General features: G+C 42.1%; 14 protein-coding genes. 4 read left to right on the top strand and 10 right to left on the bottom strand.

Features of this window, described 5'->3' with window-relative positions:
* Nucleotides 1-93: 93 nt before the first annotated feature.
* From JMX91_RS01800 to JMX91_RS01780, 5 genes are all read right to left on the bottom strand, one after another.
* Complete coding sequence (locus JMX91_RS01800) at nucleotides 94-1,284, bottom strand: ABC transporter permease (RefSeq protein ID WP_201547415.1); 1,191 nt, start codon at nucleotides 1,282-1,284, stop codon at nucleotides 94-96.
* The gene (locus JMX91_RS01795; protein ID WP_201547414.1) at nucleotides 1,284-2,594 is read right to left on the bottom strand and encodes an ABC transporter permease; all 1,311 of its coding nucleotides are present in this window, start codon (nucleotides 2,592-2,594) and stop codon (nucleotides 1,284-1,286) included. Before JMX91_RS01795 ends, JMX91_RS01800 begins: the two co-directional genes overlap by 1 nt.
* 3 nt (nucleotides 2,595-2,597) lie before the next feature.
* Nucleotides 2,598-3,797: an HlyD family secretion protein gene (locus JMX91_RS01790; RefSeq protein ID WP_201547413.1), complete on the bottom strand. Its 1,200-nt coding sequence runs from the start codon at nucleotides 3,795-3,797 to the stop codon at nucleotides 2,598-2,600.
* A 48-nt stretch (nucleotides 3,798-3,845) separates the two neighbouring features.
* Nucleotides 3,846-4,712 (bottom strand): YihY/virulence factor BrkB family protein, encoded by an 867-nt coding sequence (locus JMX91_RS01785; protein WP_201547412.1) that lies wholly within the window; start codon nucleotides 4,710-4,712, stop codon nucleotides 3,846-3,848.
* Nucleotides 4,713-4,814: 102 nt separating this feature from the next.
* Nucleotides 4,815-6,473: a TolC family protein gene (locus JMX91_RS01780; protein ID WP_201547411.1), complete on the bottom strand. Its 1,659-nt coding sequence runs from the start codon at nucleotides 6,471-6,473 to the stop codon at nucleotides 4,815-4,817.
* Nucleotides 6,474-7,002: 529 nt separating this feature from the next.
* Here JMX91_RS01780 and glpK point away from each other — a divergent pair.
* The 4 genes from glpK to JMX91_RS01760 all read left to right on the top strand — a co-directional run bounded on the left by glpK (nucleotide 7,003) and on the right by JMX91_RS01760 (nucleotide 11,591).
* A complete protein-coding gene (gene glpK / locus JMX91_RS01775) occupies nucleotides 7,003-8,613 on the top strand; it encodes a glycerol kinase GlpK (protein WP_201547410.1) in 1,611 nt (536 codons plus the stop codon).
* Nucleotides 8,614-8,860: 247 nt separating this feature from the next.
* A complete protein-coding gene (locus JMX91_RS01770) occupies nucleotides 8,861-9,373 on the top strand; it encodes a hypothetical protein (RefSeq protein WP_057759401.1) in 513 nt (170 codons plus the stop codon).
* A gap of 266 nt (nucleotides 9,374-9,639) precedes the next feature.
* Nucleotides 9,640-10,662 (top strand): endonuclease/exonuclease/phosphatase family protein, encoded by a 1,023-nt coding sequence (locus JMX91_RS01765; protein WP_201547409.1) that lies wholly within the window; start codon nucleotides 9,640-9,642, stop codon nucleotides 10,660-10,662.
* 236 nt (nucleotides 10,663-10,898) lie between these two features.
* A complete protein-coding gene (locus JMX91_RS01760) occupies nucleotides 10,899-11,591 on the top strand; it encodes a TetR/AcrR family transcriptional regulator (protein WP_101205430.1) in 693 nt (230 codons plus the stop codon).
* Nucleotides 11,592-11,706: 115 nt separating this feature from the next.
* Here the strand turns inward: JMX91_RS01760 and JMX91_RS01755 are convergent, their stop codons facing one another.
* From JMX91_RS01755 to JMX91_RS01735, 5 genes are all read right to left on the bottom strand, one after another.
* Entirely contained in the window at nucleotides 11,707-12,483 is a 777-nt protein-coding gene (locus JMX91_RS01755; RefSeq protein WP_201547408.1) for a hypothetical protein, read from the bottom strand.
* A gap of 155 nt (nucleotides 12,484-12,638) precedes the next feature.
* A complete protein-coding gene (locus JMX91_RS01750) occupies nucleotides 12,639-17,978 on the bottom strand; it encodes a DUF11 domain-containing protein (protein WP_201547407.1) in 5,340 nt (1,779 codons plus the stop codon).
* A gap of 141 nt (nucleotides 17,979-18,119) precedes the next feature.
* Nucleotides 18,120-20,105, bottom strand: coding sequence for a beta strand repeat-containing protein (locus tag JMX91_RS01745; protein ID WP_201547406.1), 1,986 nt, complete (start codon nucleotides 20,103-20,105; stop codon nucleotides 18,120-18,122).
* Nucleotides 20,106-20,171: 66 nt separating this feature from the next.
* Nucleotides 20,172-20,636, bottom strand: coding sequence for a hypothetical protein (locus JMX91_RS01740; RefSeq protein ID WP_201547405.1), 465 nt, complete (start codon nucleotides 20,634-20,636; stop codon nucleotides 20,172-20,174).
* A 270-nt stretch (nucleotides 20,637-20,906) separates the two neighbouring features.
* Nucleotides 20,907-24,017, bottom strand: coding sequence for a DUF11 domain-containing protein (locus tag JMX91_RS01735; RefSeq protein WP_201547404.1), 3,111 nt, complete (start codon nucleotides 24,015-24,017; stop codon nucleotides 20,907-20,909).
* Between the last annotated feature and the right edge of the window lie 353 nt (nucleotides 24,018-24,370).

Below are 24,370 nucleotides of genomic sequence, written 5' to 3'. Positions count from 1 at the left end.
ACCATTGCCTATTTATATCGTATAAATAAAAAAGCGCCTACTATTATTAGCAGGCGCTTTTTTTATGCTTATAGGTCTAATTAATTTGAGGATTTACAAGTATGCTTTTCGCTGTGGAATACGCTTGCGTAAGAATAGCAATAAAACAAAATAGAGCAACCATAAGCCAGCCAACGCATAAAACCCTATAGCGACCTGAGAGACACTGGCACCCATTTGGTTAAGCTGCACAGAGGTATTGATTGCAGGCGTGGTCGGTACCAGCCAACGTATTACTTGTAATACTTGAGGCAATTGGTCTGCTGGCCAAGGGTAGCCGCTTAAGAAGAATATCGGTAAGGAGATAAAAATTAATATCTGCATGCTGCGCTCACGCTGCCGGAACCATAATCCAAGTACGCAGCCGAGCGTTGCGACTGTCGGACAAAATAGTGCCAAAAACAGCAGCGTACCAAGCGTGTTCTGTCCGCGTGGATAATGATGTAGCTCAAACGCCCAACCATAATAAAAGCAGCCAACGATAAAGCTGAGTGAGCTCAAAGCCCCAATACGTCCTAACCAGCCACGTACACTCGTACTGTGACGGCGCTGCTCATACCATGTGCCAATCAGCATCGCAGTCGCCATTAAAAGTGTCTGCTGTAAAATAATAACAGAGACAGCAGGTACGACATAAGCACCATAGCCCTCGGTTTGGTTATACAGTGGCATAATCCGTAGCGGTACAGCTTGAGTATTCTGCGCTGCGGTAGATGCATAAGCGCCTTTCGCAATGCTTTTCTTTACCTTGATACCAGCCGATACCGTACCTACTGCTTGAGAGAAACCCAATTGGACGTTTTTATTTAAAATAAAATAACCGCCATTACCCAGTACGCTGACGTGCGCTTGCTCTCCGGACTGAACTTGTTCTTCAAGACCAGCTGGAATCACCATATAGCCTGCAATTTGATCTGACCATATGGCTTCTTTGGCAGCCTGCTCATTGATAAATCGTTCAGTGTCTAAATATGGACTAGCACTCGTATAGCGTACGAGAGTACGCGATAAGTTGCTGTTGTCATGATCAATGATACCTACTGGCACATGATTGACCACCTCAGACGAGTAAGGCCAGGGATAGAAAAACCCATAGATAATAGGGGCAATAATCAACATCAAAAGTACGCCTTTATCACCAAAGACGTCTTTGAAAGTTTGAATAAAGCTGGTCCAAAAACTTTGTGAAGCCGGAATGACCGTTGAATTAGTTTTTGAGTGTGTATTATTTGATTGTGCAGACATTAGCGTGCTCCCCAACGTTCAGGATGCGCCAATGCGCGTTTGGTTAATAGTGCCGCAAGTATTAGCGCTATTATGGCCGCAAGCATAAGGCCATAGACGATAGGTAGAGAGATGGCGATCGGTGCTTGCATTTGTAACTGTGCAATATGGAGTTTGAGATAATGCGTTAGCGGTAGGGCATTTGACCAATATTGCGCGCTATCACTAATCGCAATATATGGAAAAGTAACACCGGCAAAGGCGTAAGAAGGTGCTGAAATAAATCCAGTAGTCGATAGACCCATACGTAATGAAAAAGAATTCAAAGTAAATATAGCACCTAGCCAAAACGACAATACCATTAGGCACAAAAACCCAGCATAGACTGCAACGAGCGACGTAATATTTATATTCTGATTGGACGTTGCCAGCCACAATATCAACGCCGACCACAAGCTATATGCTAATATTGGCCAAAAGTATTTACCCAATAGACCAAATACCAAAACTGATAGGCTGAACGAATTGGGCACTTTTGCGCTTGAAGATGATGCTTTGTTATTGCTGCTATCTTGTTTGGTTGATAGCGAAGATGACGTTTTTGAAGTTTTAGATAAAGTTAGACTAGGTTTGCCTGTATCAATAAAACGGTACCAGCGACCGATATTCTTATCACGTAACTCGCGGCCAATCGTAGTTGCGCCAATGACCATCGCCAATATATGTAATAAGGCAGGTATGACAGTCGATGCCAAAAACTGCTGATAATTGGTCGCAGCATTGAATAAGCTAATACGCTGCACACTGATAGGCGCATAAGCCGTCATCGCTTGTGATGGCGCTACGCCTTGTTTGACCAAACGTTTGATCTCTACACCTGCAGATAATGTACTAGCGACCGCTTGGACACCTGCCTGAATAATACCAGAGTGCGTACCGTACTGTGCATTGACTTGTAAAGTCAATGGAGCAGGCTGGCTCGATAAGATATTACGAGAAAAGTCTTCTGGGATAATGACAACAGCGTAAATATCGCGCTGTAAAATCGCAGCCTCTGCATCCGCTTGGGAGTAATACAGCTGTCTGACCGTCAAAGTAGGACTGGCCTCTAAGTAACGGACGGCAGTATTGGCAACAGCGCTATTGTCTTGATCGATGACTCCGATAGGCAAATCGGTAATTTGAGTCTGTGAAAATATCCACCATATTAGCAGCACCGTTGCCAGTGGTATCCATACCACCATGCTAAAGTCCCAATGGTTTTTTGTCAAAAAACGGCGCTCGTAGGCTGCACTGCGTAAAAAAGCCTCACTTAACTTAGTCAAGTGCATGGCTTACTCTTGGTTCTGATTGACAGGAGTAGGGTTGATACGTACGACCACACTCATACCTGAGCGGATACGAGCATCAGGCTTAGATGGTCGTGCCTTTACCTCAAAAGTACGCACATCAAAACCATCATCGTTATTGGTCGGACGCCAAGTGGCAAAGTCTGATAAGGTCGATGTCGCATAGACGGTAAACTGTTTTTTATAAGGCTTATCCGCTGATGACAGCGCTGGGATAGTACCGGTAAATGTCTGACCAATAGCAAATTGATTTAAATAAGACTCAGTGACGTTAAGTACTACCCATTGGTCATTGGTATCTACCAACGTCAGGAGCGGAACCCCTTGCCCGATGACTTCTCCAGCACTCACAATGACATTATCAACGATACCAGCGATAGGACTTCTTAGGTTCGCTTCCTCTTTTGCTACTAGCGCTTCATCGAGCTTTGCATCGACCTGTGCGACTTGTGCAGTGGCCGCTGACTTATCTTCAGTACGTGCGCCTTCTAACGCCAGATCATACTGCAAGCGGGCTGCTTCGGTTTGGTCTTGAGTAGCAAGATATTGAGCATACGCCTCATCGCGCTTTTGTCGCGCCATCAAACCTTCTTCGTAAAGGCGATTGACACGCTGATAGGTATTTTCTGCCAAGTCAGACGCGGCTTTATTGGCTTGCCAAGCAGCTTTTGCTTGGGCGATTTCTTGCGGGCGCGCCCCATTTTCTGCTTTGTCTAATTGGCTTTGCGCGATTTGCTTACCAGCACGTGCTTGATTAATCTTGGCATTAATCTCAGGCGAATCCATCTCAACCAGTTGCTGACCTGTTGTTACCGTATCACCCTCTGTTACCATAATCTGGGCAATACGCCCTGGCACTTTTGCAGCGATCGGCGTTTGCTGCATCTGCATTTGCCCTTGTAGCGTAATAACTTCTGGCTCGCTATGCGCGTTACTTTTGTATAAGCCGTACGCAATCGTACCAAGGACAATCAGTATGAGTAGTGCAAGTAATGCTTTTTTTATACGCGCAGATTTGTCAGTTTTAGAGGCGTCACGATTATAAGCAGGTGTCGGTTGCTCTGGTTCAATATCAGACACGTCTTCTACAGGATCGACTGAATTGTGTGTATCTTGAGAGGTCACTGACTCGCTTGCATCAGCTGATTTATTTGAGTCGTCTGATTCGCGTGGTAATTCTGTCATGACAATGAGATTCCTAAAGCAACAAAGTTGAAAATAAAGGGTTTATTACTAGTACACTCGAAACGCATAAGGTTTGGCGTTGTCTATAGTTTCAGAATTAAAAATAGCACCAAGAGCAACGATAAATGCTGAATAATATAGCCACAGCATAATGACCACAGCAGCTGAAAGCGCGCCAAACTCAGCACTATAGTTATTAAAATTTTGCACATAAATTGAAAACAAGATGGACAATATAATCCATAAAACCGTTGCCAGCGCAGCGCCTGGCATTAATTTTTTGAGGGCGACGGCATCACGATTTGGGGCTAGACGATAAAGGCCCAAAAAGCTTAAGAATATGATACTTGTCAATATTGGCCACCTGCTCCAAAGCGCAATCGTCTTAGCTATCTGAGGGAAAGGGAAGTAGGCGGCTCCCAAAGGGATAATCGCGATAGAGGAGACTGCGATAATCAATACGATTACTGCTGCAAAGGTTAAGCCAACTGCGCGGATCGTGCTTTGTACAAAACTACGCTCCTGAGTGATATGAAACGCAAGGTTGATAAGAATAATTAAAGACTTGATACCTTTAGAGCCCGCATAAAGTGCGAGCAAGGACGATATAAGCAGGCTGAAAGTCAGAGCAGACGTAGTCGTAGAAACCAACTCGCTCAGACGGGAGTTAAGCACTTCATATACTGTATCAGGTATAAATTGACTCAAAAGCGAGATTTGCTCTTGCATCTCGGCAGGAGAAAACGCAAGACCATAAAGCAGTACAAACACAGCCATCACTGGAAAAATTGATAAGAATCCAAAGAAACCTACGCTTGCGCAATGCGCCCAAACGTTAGAATTATTGGCAATACGCCACGTTTCTAGTAACGTCTGTAGCCAGTTTTTTATCGATGTAGAGGTCAATTTTTTCATAAAAGCAGCTGTTCGTAATAGGGTTGGTAATAGTATTTTCGATGTCGATTTCAGAGTAATACAAAGCCTTTATCATCATGACTTATGGCTGCTCACGTTATATCATTTTTCAGTATATAAAGTAGGCAATTGAATGTCAGCGGCATTCAGATAAGCATTAAAAGCAAGTGGTGTACCGCAGCTTTGCATAAGGGCAGCCAGTGACTGTACATAGTCATTAGCAGCTTGTGCTTGCTCGGTACGTGCCTTAAGCGATTGCGTCTGCGCTTGCACCACGTCAACCGTGGTATTTACACCTTCTTGTAATCCTAAGCGTCGTAGTCGTAATACTTCTGCTGCCAAATCAACATTGCTTTGCAATGCCTGATAGCGTGATTGAGCATTATTGACATCGTGCCAGTTTTTTTCTACCAGTAGCAATAAATTGTCACTGACTTCAATCTCAGAGAGGTCGGCCTGACGAATTTTGGCATTACTAGATGCTAGTGATGCGGCTTTATCGAGTCCGCCCCATAGTTTCCAACTGGCAGATATACCAGCGACCCAGCTTGGATCTTTCTCTACCTGACCATAACCGTATAGTAATACCGTAGGCTTGTAGCCTGTATCTGATAGCGCATGTAACTGCTGAGCCTGTGCCCGCTTGGCTGCAACTTTTTGCAGTCCAGGATGGTTATTTAGTGCCAAGTCCTGAAAGTAGCTCACATCTGGTAGAGGGCGACTAGAGACAAACAAAGGCGTGGTTGGTTTGATACGGTAGTCGGTACGTAGTAGACGCTGTAGCGCAATCATAGCTAGGCGCGCATCATTATTGGCATTGACGGATTCACTCTTGGCATCCGCAAGCGCAGACTGTGCTTCTAGTCTATCGACACGTGAGATAAAACCTTCTTCAAACAGACGCTCGGCCATATGGTCGGTTTGCTGCAATGTATCGTAAGCGTCTTCTCGTAAGTAAGCAGCGATAATCGCTAACTGTGCCTTAAAATAACGCTCAATCAACGTATTATAAAGCTCATTTTTATCCAGTACGCTATCAGCCATCGCTTCTTGCGTACGTGCATCCGAGGCGCCAGTCAGTGCGTCTGTGCGCCCAGCAGTATAAATAGGCCAAACGACTCCAAGACCTGCACCCGACGTAGAGCCTGAGCGCTTGAGCTTATAGGAGTCGGGAATACGCTCACCGACCAGCTCACCAAAGTCTGGTAGGTCTGCCGTAGGAGGGACTATGTTATCTACGCCATTGTTTACTTCGTTCACGATACCGCTTCTGAGAGAAGATAAATCTATATCCTCATCTAAATGATAGGCACTGGCAGATACTCGAGCAAATACGAGCGGATTGTCGATGGTTCTGAGTGCGTCAGTTTGGTATTCGCTGGCAGCAATCGCTGCTTGATTGGCAGCAATTTTAGGTGATACTTGTACCAGCAGCTTTTGCGCTTGCTCTAAGCTCAAAAAGCTTGAGACGTCTAGTGCGTAGCTGTTATCGACTGTTTTATGTGTAATAGGGTCCACAAGCATAGACAGTGCCTGCGATTTAGCCTTATTAGGGTTTGGTACTGTATGAAAAGGCGCTACAGCTGGTTTATCATTATCAGTTGGACTATCAGCATCTATGATTTGTGTCACAGCCACTGGTGTAACATCATCTGACACTTCTATACTGTCAGTGTCAGTGCTCGCGTAAGTCATGACAGGCACGCTCATGACTGCAGCTGTCATCATAGCAGTCGGTAGCGCTGATAAAATGAATTTCATAAGTCACATAAGCCATTAATTAGAATGTAAGGTATTATAAAATAAGGAACAGCACCGATAGGTTTCATTGCTCAGGATATAAAGTTGCTGAACTATTATAGACTATTTGCTAGCTAGCGAAAGAATGATGCTTAAATAAATCATTCATATTCTAATATAAAAATACGTCTATATTAAAAGTGCTAAAAAGCGGTCATTCGTCATAAGAGGTACACTGTAGAGCCACAATGGTGACGGGTCAATGCTCAGTATTTTGCCGTTTTCTATTGTGCGACCAGTAGCGGTATGATAGAGGATTGATTTAATTTTTAAATATCTGTTTATAAGTAACAACATAGCCAACAAGACGTTTTCAATTCAAGCAATTTATTTTTAGTTAGATTTTGTTTTTAATCTCATTATGAAAAATTTAGGCAGTAATTAACAAATAGAAAATGCTCAATAAGCATCAGTCAATCAGTCAATCAGTCAATGAATAGTCACTAAATGGCTATCAAACAGAATAAACAATATTAGCAGAGGATGTGTCATGGCAGGGTATATTTTAGCGTTGGATCAAGGGACCACATCGAGTCGAGCGATATTGTACGATGATCATGCGCGTCCTATCAAAATGGTACAACAGCCAACGACGCTGCAAACACCAAGAGCTGGATTCGTTGAACAAGATGCACAGCAGATCTGGCAAACTCAGATTAGCTGTGCACATGATGTTATTAATCGGGCAGGGTTGCTTGCCACTGACGTTACCAGTATCGCGATTACCAATCAGCGTGAGTCGATTGTGATGTGGGATAAGCAAACTGGCAAGCCACTGGCTCCTGCCATCATTTGGCAAGACAGGCGTACCGCAAATTACTGTAAGACGCTTGCTGCTGAAAGCGCTACCAATAGCATGAATGACCCTGTGCATCAGAGCATTGATAGTGTCAATATGGCACATGAAGTACAGCGTATTACAGGTCTGCGTTTAGATCCGTATTTTAGTGCCAGTAAGATTGCTTGGTTACTCGAAAACAACCCGAAGCTGAGTGTACGAGCCAGCAGAGGTGAGATAGCGGTCGGCACGATTGATAGTTGGCTGATTTATAAGCTCACAGGCGGTGAACATGTCATTGATGTGACCAATGCTTCTCGTACATTGCTATTTGATATCCATAAGCTGGCATGGTCAGAGACACTTTGTGACCGTTTTGCTATACCTATGCATATATTGCCTAAAGTACTACCGTCCGACGGCGATTTTGGCAAAACCAAAAAAGGCCTGTTTGCAAAGCAAATACCCATTCAAGCGGTATTGGGTGATCAGCAAGCAGCGCTCTTTGGACAAGGTTGTCTTGATGCAGGCATGGCCAAAAACACTTATGGTACAGGCTGCTTTATGCTAATGAATATTGGCCAACAGCCAAAACTGAGTGAGCATAAGCTGCTAACCACCATCGCGTGGCAACGTAAAACGTCACCAATTCGTCCAGACAATTTGTCATTTGATCAAATTGTACAGTCAGGCAAACGCATGCTACAACCGCCCAAAAAGGAAGTCACTTATGCCTTAGAGGGCAGTGTCTTTATGGCAGGGGCTATCGTTCAATGGCTGCGTGATAATTTGGGTATGATTCAACAAAGTAGTGATGTTGAAGACTTAGCCCGTCAAGTGGACAGTAGCGAAGATGTTGTTCTATTACCTGCTTTTACTGGACTAGGCGCACCTTATTGGCGTTCGGATATTAGCGCTAGCATCACTGGTATGAGCCGCGGTACTACTAAGGCACATATTGCACGCGCTGCATTGGAGGCCGTTGCTTATCAAACCTATGATGTGCTTATCGCTATGCAAAAGGACAGTCCTCATCCTTTGACTGAGCTTAGAGTGGATGGTGGTGCTGCAAATAATGATTTACTCATGCAGTTCCAAGCAGATTTGTTGGGTGTTCCGGTATTACGTCCTAGAGATACAGAGATTACGGCAAAGGGCGCAGCACTCCTCGCAGGTTTAAAGACTGGGCTATATGACGAATCGACCATGAAAGCCTCATGGCAAGTAGAGCGGGTGTTTGAACCAAGTATGTCGGCTGATACTCGTGAGCGACATCTTGCTAAATGGCAACAGGCTATCAAAAGGTCTCTAATGCCGTTATAAGATTGATTTAATTAGTAAATTTATTGTGATCGTACATTTATAATTACTCAAAGTATGAGGCTGCCGTACACAAATGTGATAAAGATACAGGCTGTAACGCAAGATAATCGCAATACGGACACAGTTTACATAATCGGCCTATCTGTCCTTACCTATAAATTTCTATACTTCAATTGGATTTAGTAAGACCGCTAATAATTAGCAAATAAATAATTCAATAAATAATAAATAATTTAAGGACAATACTATGAGTAACCATGATGCTATCGATCGCAGTGAAGTAAAACATATGTCAAAAGAGACAAAAGAAGATTTAAACGCAGACATCATTACCGGTGAGCCAGGCTCGCATCCAGTAGGTACAGGTATTGGCGGTGTAGGCGGTGCAGCAGCAGGTGCAGCTATCGGTACAATGGCAGGTCCGCTAGGTACGCTAATTGGTGGTGCTATTGGTGCTATCGTTGGTGGCGGTGCAGGTCATGCAGCAGCTGAAGCCATTGACCCAACTCACGAAGAAGCGTACTGGCGTGCAGAGTATGCAAATGCAGATTATCATAGAGAAGAATACGATTTCGACCGTGACTTACATCCAGCATATGCAGTCGGTTATGCGAACCGTGCTCGTTATCCAGTAGATGCTCGTTTTGAAGATCATGAAGCAGATTTAGAGCGTTCATGGCACGAAGTAAAAGGTGAGTCTCGTATGGAATGGAACGAAGCGCGTCAAGCATCACGTGATGCATGGAACCGCGTATCATAAGAAATTTTAGGTAACTAATAGAATGGTTAGGCAAACATCTTGGCGACCAATGCATTTAGTAATTAGCTAACATTAGAGGTTGCTATACCATTACCTAAAATAGATTAATTGTATGTCTAGTTCTATTAGTAAATCTACTTATCAACATTTATGCTATTTTAAAACTTCCAAGGCTTAACTTTGGGAGTTTTTTTAGGCATAAAATTTGCAGCGTATACACATACGTGAATATTATGTACTATAATAATGAGAACGATGGGGAATATATGAGTAATAACACTGAAGGCAATAAACAGTTCTATATCGCAACGGCAAACTTGCTGAACTTTGCGAACCCTAATCGAACTTATTATGAAAATGCGCCAGCTTATAATGATAAAACCTACGAACATAAGCTGCGAGGTCTTACAGATTTATTGGCTAAAGCGCATGCTGACATTATCGCAGTACAAGAGGTTTGGGATAGTAATGCATTAGAGGCACTGGCTATTTCACTAGGTTTCAAGCCCGAGCATGCGGTCATTCCACTTGCAAGTAATGATAGCACGAGTATATACACCAAAGGCATGGGTGCACAGAATACACCTGCTGTCGGTATTATCAGCAGATTTGAGCAGTTAGAAACCAGTTTGCTAGAAAATATAGCACCAAAAGCCATTATTGATGTACCTGATATCGGTCCTTATCAACGCTTCAATCGTCCTCCATTAGTGTTACGTGTTGACGCCTACGGGCAGCCCATTACAATTATTACAGCGCATCTAAAAAGCAAACGTGCTTTTTTCTTACGCGACGAAAATGGTGACCTATTAGAAGACATGGACGATCCAAATATTCGAGTTCGCGCCAAGCTTCGTAGTTTATGTATGCGCGCGGCAGAAGCGGCCTCTATCCGTATGTCTATCATAGAGCGATTGCAACATACCCGTGAACCATTGATTCTATTGGGCGATATGAATGATGTCACAGGTAGCGTGACTACTCAGTTGATGACAGAAACTGGGGAGGTTAATTACGATAAAAGTATGCGTGATGTTGCACTTTTTGATGCTGCTCGGATTCAGGCACGATATGGCTGGATGAAAGATGTTGCCTATACCCATATATATCAAGGTATGCCAGAAGTTATCGACCAGTTATTTGTCTCAGAAGAGTTTTTGCCTGATAGTAAGTTTTCGCTCGGTTATGTCGAACGAGTCGATTATTTTAATGATCATTTGAAATGGGACTATGACGATAGAGTGACCGATCATGGTATTATAAGGGCGAAAATAAAACTCAAAGATTAACTTTATAAAATTAGACGGTTAGCTCTATTAAATTGCTGAGCGTATTATTGTTTTTAACCTATTCATGTCCCTTGCTTGATGCTATACAAGCGTTTATGATGCCTCTGCATTGAATAGAGTAGTGACCATACAGGCTTTATATTTTAGCTGACAGTCAACCGTCCTTTATTTGAGGATAATTACTATTCAATGAAGATTATATTTATAAAATAGGGCGCAACATTAAGAGATTCACAATGAGTGATAATAAAGACGAAAAGATTGAAGATGTATTGGTAGATTCGGAATTGGCAAAAAAGCTTGTACCTAATAAGTTTAAGTTTACTAGCCAGCAAGGCCGTGCACGTCGTCAAAAACTATTGGCTGGTGCCAAAAAATTGAGCGAAACGCATGCTATTAACGATATTACGTTAGCAGCTGTGTGTGAAGAAGCGGGCATACCAAGAGCGTCTGCTTACCATTTTTTCCCTAATATTGAAGCAATATTTTTAGCATTGCGTTTTTTGAATGCGATTGAAATATTAGAGATGGTAGAGACGGTCGATATTGGTAACTATGACAGATGGCAAGGGTATTTAACGGCGCTTATCGATCATTGTATTACGATATTCCATAACGATGAGACAAAAGCCAAGCTTATCTATGACACCAATACACCCGATTTTGAAGGTGACAGTTTTGGTGAAGATATGGATCATCAAATCGTTGATCTGGTCTATAAGCGTTTGTCAGAGCGTTATGAGATGCCAAACTTCCATGATATCCAAGATACCTTGTTGATTGCTTATAGCATCGTAAATGCTATCTTTACGTTGTCTTATCGCCGTCATCAGAGTATTACTGAAGAGTATATCCAAGAAGCAAATACAGCATTTATTGCTTATTTACGTTGTTACCTACCAGAAAAGCTGCCACGTAAAAACCGATAATTGAGTTTACTTTAAACATAAAAAAGCCGACATATTTGTCGGCTTTTTCGCGTCTAATTTTTAGCATAAGATTTGAAGTAATAGAGATTAATATTTTTAATAAAACAGCTGTTTTTTAACGGTTAGATGTCAAATCTTGTCCATGGCAAGTATCCTCGCTTGCATCTAGAGGCGAGTACTGCTTATGATAACTGACTATTGACTTCTCTAGCGCTACATTGGTCTGTGAGTCATTTGCATTGACGTAAGCTTCGCGAGCTTGTTCGAGCCAACGGTCTGCCATGCGAAAATGCATACCAGATTCGCGCCAACCTCGCGCGCATTGATTGGTTGCTGCCCAAATCAAAGCCACTTCACTGAATGCCATCTCACGTGGTGCTGACGCTATGCCATCACCATCTTTAAGTGCGCTTAAAGTTGCCCATAGATCAGGACGCATTAAGGCAGAGGTAGACGGAATATCTTGATGCAAGCCCAAGTCTTGTACCGTGTCATTATCTAGCGCTTGCAATATAGGCTCTGCCATTTCTAACGCAACTTGACCTGCGGATGAGCGGCTATTCATACTGTCTTGATGAATAGCATAGTTCAACCACGCTTGCGCTTTGTAAGCGAAATACTGTTGAGCTGCTGTCTTATCTTTTTGTTGATAGGGTTTTAACTGCGTGACCATACAATTTAACAGGCGTTGTTGTTCGCTTTGATATCTATAAGAGCGTACCTGAGTCTGACTATCATTGCGGCAATATTCAGCCATGCTAGTTGAGTTAGCCACTTGGATAGTCTCACTCTTAGCTAAAGCTGGCTGCATAAAGGTTAACGAGAATAAAGCTGATAGTGTAACGCATACTGAGCGCTTGAAAGGTGCTGCATTGATGGCTGAATCAAACATGGTGTAAACCTTATGTTAAGGTAATAAACGTTGGTATTATTTACCATTACTAGGGCTGACTTAGTTGTTTATTAAATGACAAAATAACTCATCATAAGACAAGCATGATACTGTCATAAGATTGTACTTACGACAGTATCATTAATATCAATCAATTAAAATGCAGAATTGCTGCTTAGACGTTGGTTCTTACGTGGGTCTTCACGTTTGAATAAGTCTTCATCGAACTTAAAGCGCAATCTAAAGTAAGCACCTTGCTGAGTACTGTCATCATAAGCAATATCTTCATCTTCAAAGCCCATGAAATTATAACCAAGTGATAACCAAAGGTTGGTCATTGGGCTATAACCCACTTCTGCACCAAGCATATAAGCCAAGTCATTTGCCTGATCATTCCAATAAGTACCTGCTTGTAAGCCAATATCCCAGCGCTCACTGATGTCATAAAGACCGCGGCCATAAACAGCATGAGCCGTGTTATCGCTGGTTAAGCTATCTGCTTCGTACTCTGTATACTTACCAGCATAACGTCCAGACAACGTTAAAGGACGCGTAGGATGGTAATTACCATTCCATGACCAAATCATAGTGTCTTTTTGGTAAGCGTCATCGCCAGTATTATTATCATCCAAACGATATTCAAATTTTGCAAGCATATCTAACTGATTGCTATCGTAGTCACGATACGCAGCACCTAGCTGAAAACGATTGATAGTGCGATCGCCATCACTATAGTCAGTACGTGAATAGATGTCTTTGGCTAAGAAGGTAACCTCATCAGTATAGCGATAGGCGATACCAGCACTACCAAGTAGCGTATCACTTGTTTCACCCCAACGTTTTTCAAAACGTCCTGATGCTTTATAATTCTCTTTGGCAAGATATTCAACACCGATACCTGCCGCTGTTGCAGTGTTACTTTCTTCACCTTCCAGAGATTCAACACGCTCAAATAAAGTGTTTAAAGTTAAACCTTCTTGAACATACCACTTGTTTTTTAGACCAATGGCTGCTTCTGCCTCACGTGCACTAATGGCATCGCGCATACGGTATTCACTATAAACCTTACCATCTTTCATGTAAGTTGCGTCAAAACCAACAGTAGTACGTTGACGCTCATCTGTATCATCAAGACCGTAAGTACCAGATAAGCTGTTGATCAAATCATGACGAGCGTATAGACGACCCAAGTCCCCAAGTGCTGTCTCACCGCCGATAGAAGTTGCATTACGTGAGCTGTTTTCGATATCTTGCTCATACTCTGCAAATACCAAGCTGTTATTCAACTTAGGTAGACGAGAGGTAATACGAGCACGAACAGTCGTACCTTCAATATCTTCTTCAGCGTCACTAACACTACTTAACGCTGACTGATTGATGATGTCATCATTAAACAGGGTGTCGTCTGTAATATCTACAACGTCTGTCGCGGCTTGAGTATTACGTGAGGCAGCAGTCGCGTCTTGTTTGTAATAACGAACCCCAATTTCACCAACGATGTTTTCGCTTAAACGATGCTCAATGCTCGCTTGCACGCCTTCGCGGCTAGCGTCAGTAGTATGCTCTTCTGTGCGTATGCCTTCTAACTTAAGAGCAGTTTTCTTATCATTTAAAGTATGAGTAACCTCTACACCAGACTCAGTACGTCCAGCAGTAAGTGGTGATGCACCAGTGACAAAACCTTCGTCAGCGTCATTATAATAAGCTTTAGCTCGCGTATTTTTCTTATTATCAAAATCAAGTTCAATACGTAGTGCGTTACCTTCAACATCACTATCAGTCAATTCTGTCGCGTTGATTTGATTACTTGACTGAAAATTTGGGTTTTCAGCTTTGTTCATCGCATATTCTGCGACCAGCTTTAGCTTATCATTGAATTTAACAACACTATTAACACTAGCCAACTCTTCTTTGTTCAGTGGGTCATCGCTATTCACATAGCTACCACCGATGGCTACTTTATCCGTCAGTTGCTGTTTCGCGGCAATACCACCAACCAAATAATCTTCACCACCCTCATCAACTTCTACAGTGACACGGATATAGATAGGATTGCCTTCGATATCTTGACTAGCAATCGGTGCAGTTAAGAATAAGCTACGGCTGATGGGGTCAATCTCATAATCAGCAAAGCGAGTAAGCGTCTCACGATTGATAATAAGCCCAGGGTTGTTGGCATCACGAGTAATAACTTCAACCGTTTCAGAGTTTTCTAATACCGCATCGAAGTTCTCAGCCAATGGATATGGGCCTGAAATGCCCAAACCACGAGTCTCATTTACACGTTGGCTAGTACTGGTTTCTGCTAAAAAGGCAGTAATACGAGTATTGCTATCTTCAAATTGAGCTTTTAGGCCAGTTAATGTACGGTTGTATTGACCAAGCTTGATACCTTCGTCATCATCAATTTGAGTTTTTAAATCACCATACATAGCGAACGAACGACCTTTATCGAGGCGCACGTAAAGCTTGCTAGTAGACTGCGCATCGAAGCCTTTAGCTGATGAATCGCCATAGACAGGATAGTATTCGCCTGGATCGATATCACGGAACAAACGCTCGCCTTTTTTATCACTATCATATGCAAGCGTAAGCAGATAGTCGCCGCGTACTTTTCCTTTGAGGAACATCGCGGCACGACCAGAAGCTGTGTAATCATCATTACCGGCAAAATCATTCAGCTCTTGTTCAAAGGCACCTTGAGCATCCGTAATACTGCTACCGTCAAAGTCTTTGAGCGAGATAGCACCTTCGACGATACCGACCGCGATCAGCGGACGTAGCTGCGCGGTAAACTGTAGCGGAATCACTTGTTTTCTGCTACCGGTATCGATGACCAGCTCGCCTTTACCCGGTACGCTTGGCGCGGTGACGGGTATCAGTAGCTCACCACCATTGACGGTAATCTGGGTGCCTGCGGCGTCTTTACTACCGTCTTTTAGGTTGATACGGCCGATATTGGTATCGATAGTAATCGGCGTAGAAGCGACATAAGGACGACCATCACGATCCTTTAGGCTGACGACGATTTGATATTCACTCATGCCATCGGCTGGGACTAAGCTATCTTGAGTACGATAGTCAATCGCTTGCAGACTATCTGGCGTCAAGACGTTGATCGTCTGCTCAGAGATGACTTTGCCATTGACGTCAGTTGCTACGCCGCGCAAGGTGTTGCTGCCGCGCTTCAAATCAACCGCGTAATAGTCAAAAGCAGTTACTTTTTGCTTTTCTTGCTCGGCGGTTTTACCGATTTGCTGCTCTGATACGGCTTTGCCATTGGCATAAAGAGTAAAGCTGCTGCCTAGTGGCGCTTGCACCTGAACCATTTGCTTATAAGAAGATAGTTGTTGACCGTTTGTAAGGTTGATGAAGCTGACATCATTGTTAACGACTTCTTTTAAGTATTCTTCGAGTACTTTTTCTTTAGGCTGCGCGACTGTATTGACAGTCATGTCGATGCGTTCAGCACTAGGCGTAGCCAAATCATTGACGATAGCGGAATCACATTTGATACTTTGCTCTAGCACATCATTAGACTTACAACCACTGGCATCAACATTATCTCTATAGTAATCGTCATCACGAAGGTAATCAGGCTCAAGTTCGAGCTCACTTTTAATGGCTTGCTCTAAGCTGTCATTTTTTGCACTGATACTTTTGCTACGAGTGATAAGCTCTTCATTGAGGCGCTGAGTGCTATCACCCATGCCACCGACGATAGCAAAATCAGCGCGATGCAGTTCGCCATATTTTAGGTCAACGAAACGGCTGCCAGCATCACCAGCATTACGGTTACTTTGAATAACCAATTCTGTCTCATTAGGTATGGTTGTACGATCGACTTTTAGTACGTGGGTCTTGGCACTAACGCCATAAAAGTTATATTTACCTTCAGGATCGGTAACGATGAAGTTGCCGTTTTCCATATAAATACGCACGCCAGCTACGCCAAGCTCGCCGTCTTCTTTTTGCTGAATACCATCACGGTTGATATCGTGATAGACCTTACCGATGATGATGCCGTCCGTATTCATGACACCGCGGCTGACCTCGATAGGCCATTGCGCTTCAAGCGATGCTATAGGCTCATCATTCTCATCGCGACCAACCGCTATGGCACGGTTGATACCGTCGCCGCCTAGTGCTGATGAGCCGATAAGCACTCGATAGGTTATGTTCTTGGTGTCGCCTGCGTTCAAATCACCCAAACCTAAAACTTGATATTTGCCATTAGCTTTAAATTGGTTCGTTTGTGCTTGGTTGATATTAACGTCATTAGACACTTGGCCTTCCGTGATACGAACACTATTTGGCACAATATCAAAACCACGTGGAAGCGCATCCTTTAATGAGACATCATAGGCAGTAGACTTACCATCATTTTTTACACTGATAGTGTAGTTAACATAATCACCAAGTTCAGCTGTTTTTACTTGACTTTCTTTGGTGACTTTTAGTTTTGGCGTCTCGTCAACAATATTAATAGTATTGGTAATATTATCAGTAACCGTGTTCAAATCTGTAGTGCTCGGCAAATCATCTATTCCAAGACCTACCGTCGGGGCGATACAGGCCTCCAACTTGACACCTAATATATCACCGTCCAGGGTTTGAATAATATTATCATTTATAGCATTTGCATTATTGGCTGTGGGTACCTCTAAGCGGTATTTCCCTGTATTACTACCTGTTTCCAATGCTTTTAAAGAGTAGGTATCACCAGTCTTAGGTGAGTTAATGGTGACCCAAATCTGATCTTGTTTGTCATCCTGCACATTACATTGAGCATAACCAGCTTGAATATAGATGTTTTGATCAACTTGAGACTTTTTCTTGAAGTCATCAAAGGCGCTATTCATAAAGTCGATACGCGGTTCAACGATTATCACGCTATCAGTAGCGGTAGCGGCTTTTACTGATGGATCTTCTACAATAGTAGCGCCAAGCTGGATATTGGAGGTATCACTATCTTGAGCTTCTGCACTTGTTAATGCTTGAATAATAAGCTGAATGCTTTCTTCTTGATTTAATTTGATTTGCGCTGTTAGGTTCTTGAGAAGGATTTCGCGATCGCCTTCATCGATGATGCCATTGCTATTTAAGTCTTGATAGACTTTTAGGTTGGATAGAGTTTCTTCAGGAGCCATCGTCAGCTCAAAATTTGCTTCATCGGTACTGGTGTTTTCAAGTACATTGACCCAATTAACTATCGTGCCTGGAAAGACAGTCTTTGGTAAAGGTTCTGAGAGTGTCAGACCATAGATGACAGGCGTAGAAGACTTTACTTGTACGGTGTTTGAAGTAGCAGTTAAAGTGTTGCCCGTTTGACTGCCTAAATTAAAGCTCACTTTTGCAGTGTTGTTAATAATTTGCACAGCAGGTGCTGCTGCAGCCATATTCGATTGCATAAGCAACATGGCCAATGTTAGCGTAGAGATCTTCGCTGTACATCCTGCAGTACGTTTGAACGCTGTCATAGTAGGCTTAGTCATAAATTGCTTATCCAATAAAACATAAATGATGGACTAAATGGGATGCCTCTAACTTAACCAAGATAAATAGCGTTAAATTAGAGGATGTCTATAAGCGTCAGTTAACACTTATAGACACAAAGTGATATTAAGGAAATAAAATTATTGATTGATTTGCACAGAGAAGGTTAGGTTCTGTGAAGCGCCGGGAGCTAAAGGAAAAGTAGTGCTGACAGCTTCTGTAGCACCAGTGCCCACTAGGCCTGCAGTAGTTCCTGCCGAGCTGTTCGCGTTAGTATCACCGGTATAGGTTGCTTGTCCAGCCCAGTTACTCGTTAAATCAGATACCACTACACTGCTAATTGCATTAACGGCTTCTGAGAACGTGCTCGTGGCAGTGATTTGATAGTAGATACACAGACCAGGCTCGACATTATTAATATCAGCTGGGCCATAAGATAGAGTGCCTGGTGAAGTACAAGAGGCAACTGCTTGCTCTTTGGTCAAGATGACGCCTTCCATCGTAGTTGTAGATGTGGTGCTAACGTCAGCAGGTGGTAAAGTACCATCGATAGTATTGGTCGCATTGACAGTGATAGTCATCACCTCAGAAGTACCGATATCACCAGCAACGCCAGCTCCAGAGGTGCCAGTACTGGCTACTTCTACACCGATATTGACAGTATCATTAGTATCGAGACCCGCTGGCACCGCTTGATTAAGATCATAACCGTTGGGAGTCAGAGTTAACTCGGTATCACCGCCGTCAAATACACCATTGTTATTGGCATCTGCAAATACACGAGTGATGTCAATGTTGGCGTTGTTAGTGGTTGGCTCAACCGTGATGAAAACTTCATCAGGAGCATCTGCTTCGGTAACGTCAGTACTGGTACTAGTAATGGTATAGTTATAGACATTACCCGTGCTGACTAGAGGCACTTCTTTTTCTAGATCATCACTGATAGTCAGGTTACGAGTCTGGTTACGCGTAGTGACAGTTGCGTCAGTGTTATCATCTTTACCTGCTGGTAGGTTAGGATCTTCGTAGTTATTTTCACCAGTTCCACCACCTGAAACCGTCTCAGATGTATCGATTAAGTCAGGCGTATCGGCGTTATTATCATTTGCTGTATCGTCTTTTACTTGAGCGTAGTTGGTAAGATCAGTGCCAGAATCGATCGTAACACCATCTTCTTTAACGGCACGGAAGGTCAAGGTAAGTGACTCATTTTGAGCCAAGTCCTGGCCTGTGATCGTCAGCGTCTTATTCTGATTTGAGAATGCAAAGTCGCTTGCTGCTACATCCGTACCATTGATTTGAGGAGTAAAAGTAGTCAATGCTACCAAACCAGCCGGTAGAGTATCTTCGATATTGAATGCGGTAGCAGCAGCATTACCTTGGTTTTCAATAGTAATTGTATAGTCGATATACGCATTAGGATTGGCAGTATCAAAGAACTTATCATTAGAAGCAAAGTTAGTTGCAGCAGACTTTGTAATCGCGTATATCGGGGTGCTAGTGATACCCGTATCAACGTTTTCGGCAGTATAAGCAGCAGTATTGCCAGGGTTGTTCGCCTCTAAATAGGCACTAGAGGCAGTTACGGTGATGACGCCTTCGTGGTTGATCTGACGCGCAGTATTATCAGAGGTGGCAACGATAGTAATCGTTGCAATTTCGTCAGGTGCTAGATCAAGAGTACCGCCATTGGTCAGCGTCTGTTCAGTAGCATCTACATTAGTAGTATAAGTTATTGTATAACCACTATAATCAAAATCATCGCCATTTTGATTGGCAACATCTATGGTATAGGTGTCGTTGACGTTACCATTATTCTGTAGGGTATGAACAAAGGTAGCAGTCTGGCCGGCTTCGGGGTTAACCGTGTCACTGTTGGTATCTGTTCCATTTTGAGCCAATAGTTCAAATGCACTCTGTTCACTTACTTGTACTGTGACTTCATTAGAAACCGCTTCCTGAGTGGTACCAGCGACAGTATATTGAGCACTAGCTGTGTTATTGATATCGATAGTAGCGCCATTAGTGCCACCTGTAGGCGTGTCCGCCATAGCGCCAGTCGATACACCCATCAGCGCAGCAACACCGACGGCAAGCAAACTATAGTTAAAAGTATTTGATTTCATGTAATGCTCCAGAATTAAGATTAGAGATTGAAACGTTAAAAGAGTGAAAGTTTAATGTCTGTTGAACTAATTAACGGTGGTATTGAGAGCAACGGCAGCTGACTTCTTAGCTGGTAGTAACTTAATATTCCAACGCAGAGTGCGGTATTCAGAATATGGAATCTTGACCATCTTGCCATCGACTTTACGCATCAGCGGCATATCAGTATAGTTCTTACCATCAGTGCTAGCTTGTGCGCTTGCAGGCATCGCATCACCAGTAAACGTCATGTTGGCAGGGATAGGTAGGGTTACCATCAAGTCGTTAATATCTTTATTGACAGTATTGGTATAATTCGCTTTATACTGAATCACAGTACCTGCTGGTGCAGTACGTACTGGTGTATAGACCGTTTTACCTTCCGCATTCTTTATAACTTGATTAGCTGTTAGTTCCATTTTTAGGGCGTCTTCAGCATGCGCTATATTTAGTAAAGAGGTAGAAGCTATAGTGGCCAATAAAACATTGCGTAGAATCTTGAAACGTTTCATATAAAATCCTTTCTTATATCGTTGCTATCATTGGGATGTTGATGCTTTGGGCTACAGTGAAATTGTCTATAATTTGATATCAGGATCATCTGTAAAAAGCGTACATCTTCCCTTTAAGCTATTGTCACGTAACCGATACAAAGTTTCATTATAAAGACGACAAATGGTAATTCGAGGTAGCTAAACGGTAAAAGGCCCTGTCTGGATAGACAGGGCCTTTTATAGTTAGAAAGAAGGTCAGTAATAGTTTAGAGTTACAAGAAATAATAGCTATTGAGTGTCCATAGTCGTGCCATATTTGGTATTGAAATAGAAGCTACGACTAGTTTTTGGATTTAATACAAATTCTGTAGTTTTAACGGTTCCGTTCTCACCGATAGGGACATTATCATTAGCATAGTCGGAAGCATTAGATACACCTATTAATACTGAGGTAACTAAAGCATTATTCTCTCCTTTCTTCTGCAATACATCGCGCATCACGAAATTATTAATCGTAAGATTTGCACGATTAGTCGCCGTGATCCTATAGGCAATACATTGACCAGGAGTTAAATCATTGCCACTGATTCCACTCTCGCTAAAGCCAGCTATAGGATCTGCATTTCCTGCAGTATTTATATTAGTAGCGGTATAATTGAGCGTTGAACGGCAGTCATTAACGTATTGTGCTTTTCTAAGTACTAATGCTGCGTAATCTCCCTCAACTTCTCCAAAGTCTAAGTTTAGCGAGCCTTCTGTCTTATAATCTAATTTACCAGCTTGTAAGTCAATATTACGAATATTTGGCGTAGTATCAACACTGAAAACCCAAGGATCTGGCTCTGCTTGCACAATACAAACTTTTTGAGGCGATAGTGCTGCTATAACGTTTACTGGCACAGTAAATTTATATTGCCCTAATGGATTGTCAGAGGTAGTTTGAGAGGTAGTACTGCCTATGTTGACACCGTTACAATTGGTTAGACTTATAGTTAGACCAGTGGTATTTCCAATTCCCGTCTCACCATTATCAAAAATACCATTGAAGTATTTTGAGTTGCCAGTAAAAGTAGTAGAAATATCAGATTTTGTATCAGGGTTAGTGCTTCTAGCTATGCCACCATTGTCATTGAATACAAAGCCAGTAAAAGTATAAACGGATGGGGTATTAGTAATGGTACAAGTGATTTCGTCACCGTAATCTAAATTAGATAAAGAAAAGGAGTAGCCATCACCCTTAGGCATAATAGTTTTACTATCAGTTGTTGCATTGGTACACTCGTAGCTTGCCTTGTAGTTGTTGATACTGCCTTCATTTGTTCCAGTTAATACGCGCTCAGCAATAGTGTAACTAGTAGTAGGTGCTAGTGTTAAAACACTACTAGTAGCATTACTAATTGTACGGCCACTGCCGCCAGTTGTAAAAGATGCTGGAGAGCCTGCAGCGTCTGGAGTCAAAGAACCACCAGAAACCTTGATATTAAACTGATCAGTATCATTAACGCGATTACCAGTCAGCACCTTCTTGACTACTACTTTCGGCGGTGCTAAGCAAAAGTAAAAGTCAGAATAACCTACGGCATGATCAGTGTTTGTAAAAGTTTTTGAGTTACGATGTATCAAACTAACTTCAGTGTTTGCAGGTGCGTAATCCCAAGTAGCATCGATTGTACAGCCGTTTAGACCGCAGTTTATACCTTCTTTAGCCGTTACTGTAGTGCTACTGCTATTTTGTAATATAGTATGAAATGTAGGAAAGAAAGTCAGTTTTCCGCTGTTAAGAGCAATAGCTTGTTCAATATAAGACAATGTCGGACCTGTTCCAAAGGAGTCTAAATCTTGAATTTTGTAACCAATTCTACTGACGGGACGATTAACACTTAAATTAACACTATTATTACTCTTTGCACTAGGGGAGCTATGAACAAAATTAATGGCATTAGCAGTTGCATTGTCAACCCCACCAAAAAATGGCGATGACCTACCTTCATTAACACTCAAATCTACACCGGTAAACCTAAAATTGAAGACTTTATTTCCCGAGCTTTCAACAAATGTAAATTTGTCTTCAAATTTACCACTGGCCCAAGTCAAAGTTTTAGGCGTTGCCATTGGAGAGTAGGTCGGTGTTGTTGGACCACCAATGTAGTACATTTTATGATTGGCAGGACAAGTGGCCGCTGCAGTAGTATTCGAACTACTAGAAAGCGTTACTGAGTTGGTGTCAGATGCGCTTTTCGTAGCTATTGTTGCATGACTAATAGTTGCTGTATTTGTCACATTTGAATTGGAGGCAGCCGTAACAACTGTTGGTATAATGATACTATAACTCTTACCGACAGCTAATGTAGGGACTGGAAAGCCCGATCCCTCTAATTGAGCGATAGAAGGTAACAAATTAGCGTTACAAGTAGTTGTGGCATCTGAACTATCACAGCTTATGCCTGACTGTTTCAAAAGCCCTGTAACTGCTGGATCCTTTAAAGTGATACCACTAATTGAGCTTTGGCCAGTATTAGTTATTTTGACAGTATAGTCAGTAGAACCATTTACTGAGATTGAAGACTTATTATCGTCTTTGGTGATGCTGTAAGAAGCTACAGGTAGATAGCAATAGCTGTCTAAACGAAACTGGAGTACCTGACTTGTAGGTGTGCGAGTAGTGTTTTCCCCTGTATTGGTATAGCGTACAGTAACTGACTTCACAGGGTCACTAAAGACAACAGAGCCCTGACAAGTATTTTCTAACGTAGTTGTACAGTTTGCGCTAATAGGATTGGCAGGTAGGCGTAAACCGTTAGAGCTGATCACATTAGATCCATTTATATTTTGAAAAGATCCATTTATAGTTGCACCGCTTTGTGTAACCCCAGTAATTTCTACTTTATCATCCCAATAGTTAGCTGTATCGAAAGATTTGTCGATATCGAACGCACTCATTGCAACTTTGGATAGAAAAAGGTCCTCATTGTTTAAACTATTCTGAAAGTCTAGCGTTACTTCAGTGCTCGAAGTTTGATCTACAAACTTTCTTCTGATATCAATAGCGTTGTAAGTAGTTGTACCTGATGCTGTAGTACTACCACTGTCGCTAACATTAAAATCAGTAATACTCATTCTTATTTTTAACGGAATAGCGGGTGATGTACCACTATTTACTGATTCATAGCTACCATTCCTTGCACTAGTAATGAGAGTTTCGTAACTTGGATTACTTAAAATACCTTTAGTTGAGCCAGCAGGGCATGTGGTAGCAGAGCCATTATTTGGAGTAAGTGCATGAGATGAGATGCTCACCAATGACAATATCATAAAGCCTATCAAACTCAGTATTTGAAATTGATACTTACCGAATGAAAAGTTATTCATTATATTTAAGGGTTTTTTAGCTTTATACATGTCATTATTCCTAAGAGTCAAAGTTGACCGGACAATACGGTAGCTAACCATATTTATACAAATATATCAGTATGAGATACTAATAAGCAATTTATCTTAAATCCAACATAAAGTTACCAATGGTCGATTTAGTATGACGAAGAGCACAAGTTAATTATTCGTCTGCACATAGCTATTTCTCGCTTATCGTATAAAGAGATAAGCTATCGCTATTGTCATTTTTAAAAAAACTAATCATTATTTATTTAAAAAATACTTGTTATTTCATCATTTCTCTACAGCCATAAACAACCAACGCGTAAACGCTTATAATGGAATGTCATAGTAATTAACATTCGAATAGAATATTCATA

It is taken from the genome of Psychrobacter sp. Pi2-1, assembly GCF_904846645.1.
In the GTDB taxonomy this organism is placed as follows: domain Bacteria; phylum Pseudomonadota; class Gammaproteobacteria; order Pseudomonadales; family Moraxellaceae; genus Psychrobacter.
The sequence above is the reverse complement of the archived record's forward strand: the minus strand, read 5'-3'. Positions and strand labels throughout refer to the sequence as shown.

Coding starts and splice junctions, on each gene's coding strand:
- glpK (WP_201547410.1), top strand. CDS start 7,003: ATGGCAGGGTATATTTTAGCGTTGGATCAAGGGACCACATCGAGTCGA.
- JMX91_RS01745 (WP_201547406.1), bottom strand. CDS start 20,105: ATGAAATCAAATACTTTTAACTATAGTTTGCTTGCCGTCGGTGTTGCT.
- JMX91_RS01740 (WP_201547405.1), bottom strand. CDS start 20,636: ATGAAACGTTTCAAGATTCTACGCAATGTTTTATTGGCCACTATAGCT.
- JMX91_RS01780 (WP_201547411.1), bottom strand. CDS start 6,473: ATGAAATTCATTTTATCAGCGCTACCGACTGCTATGATGACAGCTGCA.
- JMX91_RS01765 (WP_201547409.1), top strand. CDS start 9,640: ATGAGTAATAACACTGAAGGCAATAAACAGTTCTATATCGCAACGGCA.
- JMX91_RS01750 (WP_201547407.1), bottom strand. CDS start 17,978: ATGACTAAGCCTACTATGACAGCGTTCAAACGTACTGCAGGATGTACA.
- JMX91_RS01795 (WP_201547414.1), bottom strand. CDS start 2,594: ATGCACTTGACTAAGTTAAGTGAGGCTTTTTTACGCAGTGCAGCCTAC.
- JMX91_RS01800 (WP_201547415.1), bottom strand. CDS start 1,284: ATGTCTGCACAATCAAATAATACACACTCAAAAACTAATTCAACGGTC.
- JMX91_RS01735 (WP_201547404.1), bottom strand. CDS start 24,017: ATGTATAAAGCTAAAAAACCCTTAAATATAATGAATAACTTTTCATTC.
- JMX91_RS01790 (WP_201547413.1), bottom strand. CDS start 3,797: ATGACAGAATTACCACGCGAATCAGACGACTCAAATAAATCAGCTGAT.
- JMX91_RS01760 (WP_101205430.1), top strand. CDS start 10,899: ATGAGTGATAATAAAGACGAAAAGATTGAAGATGTATTGGTAGATTCG.
- JMX91_RS01770 (WP_057759401.1), top strand. CDS start 8,861: ATGAGTAACCATGATGCTATCGATCGCAGTGAAGTAAAACATATGTCA.
- JMX91_RS01755 (WP_201547408.1), bottom strand. CDS start 12,483: ATGTTTGATTCAGCCATCAATGCAGCACCTTTCAAGCGCTCAGTATGC.
- JMX91_RS01785 (WP_201547412.1), bottom strand. CDS start 4,712: ATGAAAAAATTGACCTCTACATCGATAAAAAACTGGCTACAGACGTTA.